Annotated in this window: 12 protein-coding genes; 11 read left to right on the forward strand and 1 reads right to left on the reverse strand. The window is 70.3% G+C overall.

Translation table 11 applies throughout. From position 1 onward, the window contains the following. The 3 genes from AB0J58_RS37765 to AB0J58_RS37775 all read left to right on the forward strand — a co-directional run. Positions 1-134, forward strand: a 134-nt coding sequence (locus AB0J58_RS37765) for a recombinase family protein (protein ID WP_364224956.1), incomplete at its 5' end; no start/stop codon positions are given. A gap of 229 nt (positions 135-363) precedes the next feature. Then, positions 364-1,557, forward strand: a complete 1,194-nt coding sequence (locus AB0J58_RS37770; protein ID WP_364224905.1) for a macrolide family glycosyltransferase — start codon at positions 364-366, stop codon at positions 1,555-1,557. Further along, positions 1,557-3,125 (forward strand): BTAD domain-containing putative transcriptional regulator, encoded by a 1,569-nt coding sequence (locus AB0J58_RS37775; protein ID WP_364224907.1) that lies wholly within the window; start codon positions 1,557-1,559, stop codon positions 3,123-3,125. Before AB0J58_RS37770 ends, AB0J58_RS37775 begins: the two co-directional genes overlap by 1 nt. Here AB0J58_RS37775 and AB0J58_RS37780 read toward each other — a convergent pair. Then, positions 3,041-4,654 (reverse strand): FAD-dependent monooxygenase, encoded by a 1,614-nt coding sequence (locus AB0J58_RS37780; RefSeq protein ID WP_364224909.1) that lies wholly within the window; start codon positions 4,652-4,654, stop codon positions 3,041-3,043. The two genes, AB0J58_RS37775 and AB0J58_RS37780, sit on opposite strands and share 85 nt — an antisense overlap. Positions 4,655-4,806: 152 nt before the next feature. Here AB0J58_RS37780 and fabG point away from each other — a divergent pair, with 152 nt between their 5' ends. Genes fabG through AB0J58_RS37820 form a run of 8 tightly spaced genes read left to right on the forward strand, consistent with a single transcriptional unit; the run spans position 4,807 to position 12,606 of the window. Continuing rightward, positions 4,807-5,556 carry a 3-oxoacyl-ACP reductase FabG gene (gene fabG, locus AB0J58_RS37785; RefSeq protein ID WP_030916371.1) on the forward strand — a complete coding sequence of 250 codons (750 nt, stop codon included), beginning with the start codon at positions 4,807-4,809 and terminating at the stop codon, positions 5,554-5,556. A gap of 48 nt (positions 5,557-5,604) precedes the next feature. After that, positions 5,605-5,901: a phosphopantetheine-binding protein gene (locus tag AB0J58_RS37790; protein ID WP_343964540.1), complete on the forward strand. Its 297-nt coding sequence runs from the start codon at positions 5,605-5,607 to the stop codon at positions 5,899-5,901. Beyond that, on the forward strand, positions 5,898-6,374 hold the full coding sequence (gene fabZ, locus AB0J58_RS37795; RefSeq protein ID WP_030916365.1) for a 3-hydroxyacyl-ACP dehydratase FabZ: 477 nt from the start codon (positions 5,898-5,900) through the stop codon (positions 6,372-6,374). The genes AB0J58_RS37790 and fabZ overlap by 4 nt, the downstream gene beginning before the upstream one ends. 3 nt (positions 6,375-6,377) lie before the next feature. Continuing rightward, entirely contained in the window at positions 6,378-7,442 is a 1,065-nt protein-coding gene (locus AB0J58_RS37800) for a glycine cleavage T C-terminal barrel domain-containing protein (protein ID WP_343964543.1), read from the forward strand. 28 nt (positions 7,443-7,470) lie between these two features. Continuing rightward, a complete protein-coding gene (locus tag AB0J58_RS37805; protein WP_364224911.1) occupies positions 7,471-9,750 on the forward strand; it encodes a beta-ketoacyl-[acyl-carrier-protein] synthase family protein in 2,280 nt (759 codons plus the stop codon). After that, positions 9,747-10,490: a nitroreductase family protein gene (locus AB0J58_RS37810; RefSeq protein WP_364224913.1), complete on the forward strand. Its 744-nt coding sequence runs from the start codon at positions 9,747-9,749 to the stop codon at positions 10,488-10,490. Before AB0J58_RS37805 ends, AB0J58_RS37810 begins: the two co-directional genes overlap by 4 nt. After that, on the forward strand, positions 10,487-11,728 hold the full coding sequence (locus AB0J58_RS37815) for an FAD-dependent oxidoreductase (protein WP_364224915.1): 1,242 nt from the start codon (positions 10,487-10,489) through the stop codon (positions 11,726-11,728). Before AB0J58_RS37810 ends, AB0J58_RS37815 begins: the two co-directional genes overlap by 4 nt. Then, positions 11,725-12,606 carry an alpha/beta hydrolase gene (locus AB0J58_RS37820; protein WP_343964551.1) on the forward strand — a complete coding sequence of 294 codons (882 nt, stop codon included), beginning with the start codon at positions 11,725-11,727 and terminating at the stop codon, positions 12,604-12,606. Before AB0J58_RS37815 ends, AB0J58_RS37820 begins: the two co-directional genes overlap by 4 nt. The last annotated feature ends 11 nt before the right edge of the window (positions 12,607-12,617 follow it).

Here is a 12,617-nt window from a genome sequence, read left to right on the forward strand (position 1 = left end):
AGGAACTCCACAGCGCAGGGAAAAGCATCCGGCGGATCGCACTGATCCTCAACGAAGAAGGGCGTCCAACTAAACGTGGCGTTCAGTGGCACCCGTCGACCGTCTCCCGCGCTCTCGCGCGGGCAATCGACTAGGAGACCCACGGCCCGGGTAGGGTGGCGCTCTTTTCTCGTCATCGCGCGGTGAGCTCGATCCCGGGCGGGGACGCCCGTGGAAGACGGTTAGGGGTGTTGCCCCAAATGGGCCCTAACTAGCATTGCCGACAGGTCGCAGTGACTGATTTGTCGCCGATGGGCTAGTTCTTTTTGCCGCGAAATCAGTGCTTATCAGGTCAGACATCCCAGAGAGACAGGATTCTCCAAGATGGCGAAACATTTCCTCTTCATGGTTCATCCCGACCACGGTCACGTGATCCCCAACCTGGCCGTGGTGACGGAACTGGTCCGCAGAGGAAACCGCGTCTCCTATCTGACCGGAGACATGATGGTGGGCATCGTGGAGGAGGCCGGCGCCACCGCGCTGCGCTACGACTCGAAGTACCGGGACTCGGACTTCCTGAACCTGGCGCGCGACCCGCTCTACCTGCTCTCGGTCCTGCTCGACGAGAGCGCGGACATGCTGGCGGCCCTGGAGTCCTATCCGGCCGACGACCTCCCCGACATGATCGTCTACGACACCTCCATTCTCTACGCGGGGCGCATCCTGGCCAGGAAGTGGAACCGGCCCGCGACCCAGCTGATCCCGATGTTCGCGTCGAACGCGAACTTCTCGTACCTGAACGCGATCTACAACTCCGACGGGGCAGAGCAGTCCATGCCGAACTGGGTGGACGACATGTTCGCCCGGATCAGCGCCCTGTCCGGCGCGCACGGGGTGGACGTCCCGCCCGCGGAGCTGTGGTGGGAGATCCAGGACTTCAGCATCGTCAACATGCCGCGGTCCTTCCAGTACGTCGGTGACAGCTTCGACGAGCGGTTCGCGTTCGTGGGGCCGTGCCTGGGCGAGCGGAACTTCCTGGGCGAGTGGCGGCCGCCGGCCGGCGGGCTTCCGGTCGCGCTCGTCTCGTTCGGCGCGGTCTTCAACGAGTACCCGGACTTCTTCCAGATGTGCGTACGGACCTTCACCGGCGTTCCGTGGCACGTGGTGATCACGGTCGCGGACGGGATGGACCCCGCGGACCTGGGCCCGCTGCCCCCCAACATCGAGGCGCATCGGTGGATGCCGCACCACAAGGTGCTCCAGCACGCCTCGGTGGCCGTCACCCACGGGGGCATGGGCACCGTGATGGAGGCGCTGCACTCCGGCTGCCCGATGGTGGTCGTCCCGACCTCGTCCATCGACGCGGTGGCCGCCCGGCGGATCGAGGAGCTGAACCTAGGCCGGTCCATCCCGCCGGAGGAGGTCACCGGGGAACTGCTGCTCCAGGCGGTGCTGGAGGTGGCGGGCAGCGAGGTCGTCCAGCGGTGCACGGGGGAGATGCAGAAGGATCTGCATGCCTCGGGCGGCACCCTCCGGGCCGCCGACGAGCTTGAGAAGTACCTGATGCGGATCCAGTGATGGGCGGACCACTCGAGTTTCGGATCATGGGACCGCTCGGGGTGTTCAGGAAGGGCGAGGAGCTTCGGATCGGCGGCCCCCGGGAGCGCGCGATCCTGGCCAGCCTGGTGCTGAACGCCAACCGCGTCGTCGGGGTGGACCGGCTGATCGAGGCGGTGTGGGGCGGGCACGCCCCGCGGAGCGCCCGCGGGCAGATCGCCATCTGCGTGTCGCGGCTGCGCAGGGCGCTGGGGGACCGGGCGGACGACGTCATGACGTCGAGCCCCGGCTACCTGCTCAGGGCGGCCCCCGAGCAGATCGACAGGCTCCGCTTCGACGACCTCGTGGCGCGGGCGCGTCGGCAGGCCGCCGGGGGAGATCGGGAGGGCGCGATCACCGTCCTGCGGGACGCGCTCGCCCTGTGGCGGGGGACCCCGTTCGAGGACATCCACAGCATGCGCTACGACGCGGCCCGGCTGCGGGAGTCACGGCTGGAGGCGATCGAGGCCTGCCTGGAGCTGGAGCTGGAGCTCGGCAACCATCTCAAGGCGATCGCGGAACTGGTTCCGGTGGTGGAGGAGCACCCGCTCAGGGAGCGCGCCCGGGCGCAGCTGATGCTGGCCCAGTACCGCTCGGGGCGCCGCGCCGAGTCACTGCGGACCTACCAGGAGGGCCGGCGGCATCTGGTGGAACAGGTCGGGCTCGAACCCGGCCCGGAGCTGAGACGGCTGCACGACCAGATCCTGCGGGACGAGTCCGCGCTGATGGAGGTGCCGGAGGTACGGCGGGCCGAGGAGTTCGTCCTCCCCTCCCAGCTGCCCCCGCAGACCCTGCCGTTCACCGGGCGCACCGCGGAACTCGCCGTCCTGGACGACGCGCTCCGCTTCTCCCCGGAGACGACCGGGCCGGGAACGGTGGTCGTGACGGGTCTGGGCGGCTTCGGAAAGACCGCGCTGGCCCTGCGGTGGGCGTACCGCAGGATCGCCCAGTTCCCCGACGGGCAGCTCTTCGCCGACCTGCAGGGGGACGAGGGCGCGGCGGCCCTGGCCCCCGGTGTCGTCGCCGGCCGTTTCCTGCGGGCGCTCGGCGTGGCCGGCCACGCCATTCCGGAGGATCTCAGCGAGAAGCTGGCCCTGTACCGCAGCAGGACGGCGCGCCGGCGGCTGCTCGTCGTGCTGGACAACGCCCGCGACAGCGCCCAGGTCATCCCCCTGCTGCCGGGCGGCGCGCACTGCCGGGTGATCGTCACGAGCCGGGATCCACTCGACGAGCTCGTGGCCCGCCAGGGCGCGCACCGGGAGTTCGTCCGGCCGCTGGGGTTCGAGGAGTCCAGGGCGCTGGCGGTGATGCTGGTCGGCACCGCCAGGATGGAGGCCGAGCCGCAGGCGATGACCAGGCTCGCGGCCAGCTCCTCGGGATGCCCGCTGACCCTGCGGATGGCGGCGGCGCGGCTCTGCTCGGGGTCCTACCGGGGATCGGCCGACGAGCTCGCCGGCCACGACGGCTACAGCCTCGCCAGGATGGTGCCCAGGGCGTCGGCCAGCGCGTTCGCCGACGCCGCCGTGCCGGGGGAGCGCCAGCCGACGTGACCGTCGGGGCGGATGAGCACGGCTCCGGCGGTGCCCACGCCGAACTCCTCTGCCCACGTCGGTGAGGTGAGCTCCGCCGAGCCGTCGGCGGAGATCTCCAGGGCGGTGACGGCGACCCCGGTGTCCTGGGCCGCCTGCTTGGCGGCCTGCGCCCAGCCGGTGCCCGCGGGCGTCATCAGGGTGAACGAGCCGCCCAGCAGGTCCAGGGTGGAGACCCGGCCGCCCCGCCGTGACAGCCAGACGTGGGGCATGCGGTGGCCGGGGCGGGCGGTCGGCAGATAGGTCCGGTAAGGGTCGGCGGGTTCCGGGGCGGGCGTCCCGTCCGCGACGACGGCGGCGGAGTCGTAGTGGAAGCCGAGCACCAGGCCCTCCGAGCTGCGCCGGCCCGCCTGCTGGTCGATCGACTCCTGCATGGTCAGGCGGCCCTCCATCATCTGGAAGGTGATGAGCGCGTTGTTCAGGCTCTCGGTGACCGTACGGTCGGAGATCGGGCGCCGCTCGGGCGTGTAGGTGTCGAGCAGGCCGGCGCCCGCGGTGCCCCGGAGCACGGCGGCGAGCTTCCAGCCGAGGTTGTGCGCGTCCTGGATGCCGCAGTTCATGCCGAACCCGCCCTGCGGGGTGGACACGTGCGCGGCGTCCCCGGCGAGGAAGACCGGGCCACTGCGGAACTCGTCGGCGACCACGGCCTGCTGGAGCCAGGGCATGATGCCCACGATGTTCACCGCCAGGTCGGGGATGCCCGCCGCGGACCGCACCGCCGCGACGCAGACCTCCTCGGTGAAGTCGTCGGGGCTGCCGCCGTTCGCCGGGTCGTACCCGGTCTGGATCATCCACCGGCGCTGGTTGTCCACCGCCTCCACCGCGCACGGCGGGTTGCTGAGCAGGAAGTAGAGCGCGGCCTGGCGATCACGAAGCAGCGGCCCCAGGTCGGCGTCGAACATGACGCTGATCATGTTGCCCAGCGGGGGAGGGCCGGTCATGGCGATGCCGAGCGCGTCCCTCGTGGTGCTCCGGCCGCCGTCGGCGGCCACCAGGTAGCGGGCGCGGACTCCGCGGCGGACCCCCGCGGACTCGATCGTCGCCTCGACGCCGTCCGGGGTCTTCCGCATCTCCGTCATGGTCGTGCCGAACCGGACGTCGGCGCCCGGCTGCGCCTCGGCGAGCGCGCGCAGGATCACCTCGAAACGGTCCTGGGCGCAGATGTAGGTGTAGGTCGGGCTCTGCGGGGCGTCCTCGTGCAGGGGGGCGACCGCCCGCAGGAAGTCGTCGTCGGTCAGCGATGTTCCGACGCCCACCGCCAGGGTCTCCTCGCGGGGCAGTCCCGCGCGCTCGACCTCGTCCTGAATTCCCCACGCGCGGACCAGTTCCATGGTCCTGGTGGAAATGAGCCGGGCCTTGGGAAAGAGGGAGGTTTTCTGGTGCCTTTCGACGAGCAGCGAGGATATTCCGTACCTCGAAAGCTCGATCGAGGCGGACAGGCCGACCGGGCCGCCTCCGACAATCAACACCTCGACATCGAGCTCGTCCATGGCGTCAGCGTTCCGCACCGCTGTTATCAGCGTCAATAGCCGGATATCCGGATGATATCGGGCTGAAAACCGCCTTCAGTAGCCTCTCCCCTTGTAAGTGGACGATCAGATCGGCTCCCTTTCACCTCACCACTGACACCCTGGAGACGAGGATGCTCTTTACCGAAGGCTCCGTGGCCCTGGTAACAGGCGGGTCGCGCGGAATCGGGCGGGCGGTGGCGCTCGATCTGGCCAGGGAGGGCGCCCACGTCGTGGTCAACTACCTGCGCGCCGAGCAGGATGCCAAGGACCTCGTCGCCCAGATCGAGCAGGAGGGTGGCGGCGCGACGGCCGTGCAGGCCGACGTCACCAAGGAGGAGGAGGTCCAGCAGCTCTTCCGCGGCCTGCGCTCCGACTTCGGCCGGCTGGACGTGCTGGTGACCAGCGCGGGTATCACCCGCGACCGGCACCTCGTCGCCATGAGCCTCGCGCAGTTCCGCGAGCCGATGGACGTCAACGTCACCGGCACCTTCCTGAGCTGCCGGGAGGCTCTCCGGATCATGCAGCACCAGCGGCGCGGCTCGATCGTGACGCTGTCGTCGGTCAGCGGGCTCGACGGTGGCTTCCCCGGCCAGACGAACTACGTGGCGTCCAAGGGGGCGATCATCGCCTTCAGCAAGGCGCTGTCCTACGAGGCGGCGCCGCACGGCGTCCGGGTCAACGTGGTGGCCCCCGGCTTCGTCGCCACCGACATGACCCGCAGCGTTCCCGCCCAGATCAGGAAGCAGTACGAGTCCCGCATCCGGCTGGGCCGGATGGGCAGGCCCGAGGAGATCGCGTCGATCGTGAGCTTCCTCGCCTCGGACAAGGCCTCGTACGTCACCGGAGAGGTGATGGTCGCCCACGGTGGCGGCCTGGGCTGAGCCTGTCATCGCAAGCACGAGCTTCGACAGCACGAGCACGGAGGAAAGATGACCATCGACGAGCTGCGCGCCAGGGCCGCCCAGCGTCAGCAGGCGTGTGACCAGATCAAGAAGATGATCGTGAACCGGTTGGATCTGGAGATCGAGCCGAACTGGATCACCGACGACCAGCCCCTGTTCGGCCGCGGCCTTGAGCTGGACAGCCTGGACATCCTCGAGCTCTACGTGGCGATCGAGGCGGAGTTCGGGGTGGCCCTCTACGACAGCGAGATGGCGGTCTTCGGCTCGGTGTCCCGGCTCGCGGAGACGATCAAGCCCGAACTGCGAGCGGCAGCCGCGGTATGACCGTTGCCCAGTCGTCCAGGGAATCGCTCAGCCTGAACAACGACCAGATCAGGGAGCTGATCCCGCATCGCTGGCCGATGCTGCTGCTCGACCGGGTCGACAAGGTCGAGCCGGGCGTCAAAGGCACCGCGATCAAGAACGTCACCGGGACCGAGATCTGGTTCCAGGGACATTTCCCCGACGAGGCGATCCTGCCGGGCGTCGTGGTCATCGAGGCGATGGCCCAGCTCGCCGGAGTGGTCTTCTCGCTCACCGGGACAAGCAAGATCAGTTACTTGGCGGGGGTCAGGTCGATGCGCTTCCGTCGCCGGATCGTCCCCGGTGACCAGCTGGTCCTGACCGCGGAGCGGAGCGCGGGCGGCAGAGGCTTCGGGGAGTACCGGGTCTCGGCGCGAGTGGACGGGAACATCGCCGCCGAAGGAATCATCACGATCGCCGACCCGGCGGCCGGCAGCACTCATGGAGAGGTGTGAGAAATGGAATCCGTGCTTGCGAACGCGCATCCGGAGGAGACCGTCTTCGGCGAGGTGCTGGACGCGACGGTTCCGCTGCGCTTCTCGACGCCGGCCGAGGAGTACAAGGCCCTCAGGGAGCGAGCCGCGATGCTCGACCTGAGCGGGCTCGGCCTGATCGAGATCAGCGGTGACGGCGCCGTCGACTTCGCGCAGCGGGTCCTCGCCCGCGACGTCGAGTACCTGACCTCCGAGCGCTGCATGATGAGCCTCGTTCTGGACGAGTCGGGGCAGATCGTCGACCAGGTGGTCGTGTGGGGCCGGGAGAACGGGATGTTCCTGGAGAGTTCCTGCGGAGCCGGGCCGCGCCTGCTCGAACACCTGCAGAAGCACAACGACGAGGGCGTCGACATCGTCGACCGCTCCGGCGAGCTGACGATCCTGGGCCTGGAGGGCCCCTACGCCTGGGGCGTGGTGGGCCGGCTGATCGACAGCGAGCTGGCCTCGCTGCCTTTCGAGGCCGTGGTGGACACGACCTGGAACGGCGTGGACATCGTGTTCGGGCGGACCGGGTTCACCAGCGAGTACGGCTACCAGATGATCGTGCCCAGGGAGTCGGCCGCCGAGCTGTGGAGGCGGTCGCTGGAGCAGGCGGTGCCCGCCGGCAACGAGGCGCTGGAGATCGCCATGCTGGAGGTCCGGCAGCCGGTGATCCGGCACGAGGCGACCGACGGGGTCAGCATCATCGAGGGCGGCGCCAACTGGCTCGTCGACATCACCAAGGAGTCGTTCATCGGCAGGGAGGCGGTGCTGGAGGCGTTCAACGGCTCCGTCGCCCGCCGGACCCTCGGCTTCGGCGGCGGCGACTCGGTCCCCGAGCCCGGCACCCGGGTCCTGGCCGCCGGTCAGGACATCGGCGAGGTGGTGTACGCGGTGCACAGCCTCGGGCTGGGCACCACGCTCGGCCTGGCACGGGTGGACGCGGAGTTCGCCGCGGCGGGCCTGACGTTCACCGTCGGCGACACCGAGGTCACCACGCTGACCAGCCCCTACATCGCACCCAAGAGCTGGAGCATCCCGATCATCTGATCGGTCGATCGTCGAAGAAGGAGTGAGCATGGCGTCGCGCCCCGTCGTCATCACCGGTCTGGGTGTAATCTGCGCCATCGGCCGTGACCCGGAAGAGTTCTGGCTACGGCTCATGGCCGGTCAGGGTGGTGTCACCCCGGTCGACGACGAGGCGTTCGCCGTGTTCACCGCCAGGTACGCGGGCCAGGTCCCCGCCGAGTGGATCACCGGGCAACTGCCGGACTCCGACGCCGCCCTGGACCGCACCGCCCAGCTGGCCCTCATCGCGGCACGTCAGGCCGTCGGTCAGGCGGGGCTGTCGGCGGACGACGTCGAGGCCGGCCGGTTCGGGCTGGTGCTCGGCAAGTGCCAGGCGACCCCCGACGCGGCGGGCCGCTACCAGCCCATGCATCGCACCGGCGACGTGGTGGCCGGGCGGCTGGGCATGCGCGGGCCGCGCATCCTGGTGTCGACGGCGTGCGCGGCCGGCGGCAACGCCGTCGGCCTGGCCAAGGACAAGATCCTCACCGGTGAGGCGGACGTGGTGCTGGCCGGTGGCGTCGACCCGCTGCTGTTCGGGACCTACGCCGGGTTCGCCGGGTTGCAGGCGCTCAGCACCGGGCCCTGCGCGCCCTACAGCCGCTCCGACGGCCTCAACCTCGGCGAGGGCGCGGCCTTCCTGCTGCTCGAACCGCTGGACCGGGCGCTGGAGCGGGGGGCGACCCCGCTGGCCGAGGTCGCCGGGTACGGGCTGTCCGCGGACGCCTACCACGCGACCGCGCCCGACCCCACCGGGCGAGGCGGCGCGAGCGCGGTACGCCGGGCGCTGGCCGACGCGGGCATGAGCACCGACGACGTGAGCTACGTCAGCGGGCACGGCACCGGGACGCCGGCCAACGACGCGATGGAGGCCAAGGTCATGCGGGCGGTCTTCGGTGACCGCGCGCCGCGGGTGCCCACCAGCAGCATCAAGTCCTTCGTCGGCCACACCCTGGGCGCGGCCGGCGCGGTCGAGGCGGTCGCCGCCGTGCTGGCGCTCCGGCACGGCATGGCGCCGCCGACCATCGGCTTCGACACCGAGGTCACGACGGACCTGGACTTCGTGCCCAACGTGGCCAGGCGGATGCCGATCGAGACCGTGGTCTCCAACAACTACGCCTTCGGCGGCAACAACGTCGCGCTCGCGCTGACCACCCCGGGGGGCGTGCGCGAGTACGAGGAGTTCCCCGACCGGCCGGTCGTGATCAGCGGTCTGGGCCCGGTCAGCGGGCTGGGCACCGGGATCGCCGAAGTGGCCGAGGCCATCGCGGAAGGCCGCCAGGCCGTCGGCCGGGCGCCCTCGCTGGAGGGACGGACGTTCGCGCCCCGCTCGCTCTGGCGGCATATGAACCACCTGTCCAGGATGGCGATCGCGGCCTCCCGGCTGGCCTGGGAGGACGCCGGGATCAAGCTGCCCAGGGCGGCGCTGGACAACGTCGGGTTGATCTTCGCGACCGCGGCGGGCTCGGTGGAGAGTACCGGCGGATTCGACGAGAGCGTCGCGGTCGACCCGAACAAGCCGGCCGTGCTGAGCTTCTCCAACGTGGTGCTGAACGCCACCGGCGGCGCGGTCTGCCAGACCCTGGGGCTGCGCGGCCCGACCACCACGATCTGCAACGGCGAGGCCTCGGCCTCGATCGCACTGGACTGCGCCGTTGAGATGATCAAGGCGGGCAAGGCGGACGTGGTGCTGGTGGTGGCGGCGGACGAGGCGACGGCCACCGGGATCTCCGGGGCCGCCGGGGACACAGTGGTCACCCCCTACGACCGGGAGCGCACGGGGTCCGTTCCCGGATCCGCGGCAGTGGCCATCCTGGTGGAGTCGGCCGAGCACTGCGCCGAACGCGGGGGGCGCGCCTACGCGCGAATCCTGGGCAGCGGCCACGCCGGTACCGGGGAGCAGGGCGAGCGGGAGTCGATCAGGCGTAGCCTGGCAGGTCTCTCCGTGGGGCAGGCCGGTCTGGTCGTCGGCGCGGGCACCGGCGGCCGGTACGACGCCGACGAGGCGGCGGTCCTGCTCGAACTGGTGCCGGACGGCCTGCTCACCACCTCGGTCGGGCAGACCGGCGACTGCCAGGCGGCCTCGGGCGCGATGAACCTCGCCGTGGCCGCCCTGGCGATCCGCGACGGGATCGCCCCCGCGCTGCACGGCCTGGAACACCCGTACACCGGTGAGGTGGAGTCCTACGTCAGGAAGCCGCACCTGTCGGAGGCGGTCGATCAGGCGCTGGTGCTGACCGCGGCGGCCGACTCGGTGCGCGGCGCCGTCCTGCTGGGGGCGATGCCATGAGACCGGTTCCCGAGGCCGGCCCGCCGTTCGACGTCTCGGAGACCGATCGGCTGCTGACCACCACCCGGTCCGTCCGGCGGCGGCTCGACCTTGACCGGCCGGTGCCGCGCGAGGTCGTGGAGGAGGCCCTGGAGGTCGCCGTCCAGGCCCCGACCGCCAACAACCAGCAGCACTGGCGCTGGCTGGTGGTCACCGAGCCCGGCATCAAGGAGAAGCTCGCCGAGATGATGCGGGTCTCCTGGAACTTCCACCGCAACGACGTATGGACCGGCGCCGGTCGCAGGAGGAACACCGAGGCGGCACGGCGGAACAACGCGTCGGTGGTCGCGCTGGCCGAGGGGATCGCGAGGGTGCCCGTCCTGGTCATCCCCTGCGTGCTCGGCCGGCCGCCGGACATCGCGGCCGTCGACGCCGCCTGGGAGCGGCAGATGGCGGCCAAGCCCGCGGAGGACACCGGACACGAGGTGCGGCTCGGCGCCATGCGGGCGAGCACCTTCTACGGCTCGATCTTCCCGGCGATCTGGTCCTTCCAGCTGGCACTGCGCAGCCGGGGCCTGGGCAGCACGATCACCTGCATGCACGTGCCCTTCGAGCGGCAGGTGGGCGAACTGCTCAACATCCCGTCCGGGGTCACCCAGGTGTGCATGGTGCCGGTCGCCTACACGATCGGTACCGACTTCCGACCGGCGAAGCGGTACCGAGCCAGAGAACGCACGTATTGGGAGGGATGGCAGACATGACCGTTGAGTACGCCGACGTAGTCGTCGTCGGTGGCGGAATCGCGGGCGCGTCCGCGGCCAGCAAGCTGGCCGCGGGTGGTCTGTCGGTCGTCTTGCTGGAGAAGCAGAAGGTCTACCAGGACCTGGTGCGCGGTGAGTGGCTGGCGCCCTGGGGCGTCCGGGAGGCACAGCTGCTCGGCGTCGCCGACTGCTTCGCGGCCGGCGGTGCCTGGGAGATCCGCGAATGGATGACCTGGGACGAGGCCATTCCCGCGGACGAGGTCGAGGCCATCGACATGACCCGGTCGATGCCCGAGGTCGGCGGCCCGCAGTCCTTCCCGCACCACGCGGTGTGCGAGCTGATGGCGGCGCAGGCGGCGGAGTACGGCGCCAGGCTGGTGATGGACGCGGCCAAGATCAAGGTCACCCCCGGCGCCGAGCCGAGGGTCAGCTACCTCAACGACGGCACCGAGCACGAGATCAGGACCAGGATGGTGCTCGGCGCCACCGGCCGGGTCGGCAACGTCGGCCGGCAGATCGGCGTCTCGATGAGCGGCTCCGTACACCACTGGGGCGGCGGCATGATGGTCGAGGGGCTGGACGACTGGCCCTCCGACGTACAGGCGATGGGCACCGAGGGCGACGTCATGTTCATGGTGTTCCCGCAGGGCTTCGGCCGGGCGCGGCTCTACCTCAACCTCGCGACCGGCACCCAGCACCGCTACCGCGGACCCGACGCGGTGCGGAACTTCCTGAACGCGTTCGAGCTCAACTGCCTGCCAGACCGGGGCAAGGCGGTGACCCAGGCGATCCCCGCCGGGCCGCTGGCGGTCTGGCCGTCGATGACGCTCATCCCCGACGGGCCGCCGCTGACCGACGGGGTGGTGCTGATCGGCGACGAGGCGGGAAACGGCGACACCGTGCTGGGCACCGGCCTGTCGTGCAGCATGCGCGACGCCAGGACCGTCGCCGACATCCTGCTGGAGAACGACGACTGGTCGGTGGGGGCCTTCGACCCCTACCTGAAGGAGCGCAAAGCGCGGATGGACCGACTGAACTTCGGCGCGGCCATCATCAGCAAGCTGTACGCGGAGTTCGGGCCCGAGGCCACCGAGCGGCGCAGGCGCGCCCGCCGGCTGATGTCGCAGAACGTCGCACTGCAGGTGACGGGGCTGTTGAACATGGTGCCCCCGGAGGATGTGCCGGAGTTCGGCTTCAGTGAGTTCTTCGCCGAACGGTTGTTTAGGGAGACCGCATGAGCATGGAATCGTTGGTCAACAGGACGCTGCACGTCAACGGCGTCGACATCGCGTTCGTCGACCAGGGCGAGGGCGACCCGGTGGTCCTGCTGCACGGATTCCCGGACTCCTCCTACCTGTGGCGCCACCAGATCCCGGCGCTGGTCGAGGCGGGTTTCCGGGTCATCGCACCGGACCTGAGAGGGTTCGGCGAGTCCGGCAAGCCGCAGGAGGTCGAAGCCTACGACATGCAGACGATCGTCAACGACGTCGTCGAGCTGACCCTGGCACTGGGCATCCGCAAGGCGCACCTGGTCGGCCACGACTGGGGTGCCGCCATCGCGTGGATGTACTCGTTCCTGATGCCCCGCAGGGTCGACCACCTGGCCGTGCTGTCGGTCGGCCACCCGGGGGTGTTCTCCACCCCGACGCTGGAGCAGCGGGCGGCCTCCTGGTACATGCTCTTCTACCAGTTCCCCGGGGTGAGCGAGGCGCTGCTGCGCCGCAACGGGTGGCGGCTGTTCAAGCAGATCATGGGCCGCGAGGGCGACCACACCCGCTACCTGCGCGACCTCGCCCGCCCGGGCGCGCTGACCGCCGGACTGAACTGGTACCGGGCCAACCGCTCGCCGGAGTCCGAACTCCGTCCCGAGCGGCCCTTCCCGCCGGTGCTCGCCCCCACGCTGGGCATCTGGTCGGCCGGCGACAAGGCCATGATGGAGGAGGGCATGACCGGCTCCGCCAAGTACGTCAAGGGCCCCTGGCGCTACGAGCGGATCGAGGACGCCAGCCACTGGATCCCCCTCGACGCCCCCGATCAGGTCAACAAGCTGCTGATCGGCTTCCTGGGCACCGAGAAGCCGGCCGAGGCGGCCAACCGCCGCAGGCGGCGGCTCTAGCCGGGGGACAG

Origin of the sequence: Streptosporangium sp. NPDC049644 (assembly GCF_040675205.1) — a bacterium.
In the GTDB taxonomy this organism is placed as follows: Bacteria; Actinomycetota; Actinomycetes; order Streptosporangiales; family Streptosporangiaceae; genus Streptosporangium; species Streptosporangium fukuiense.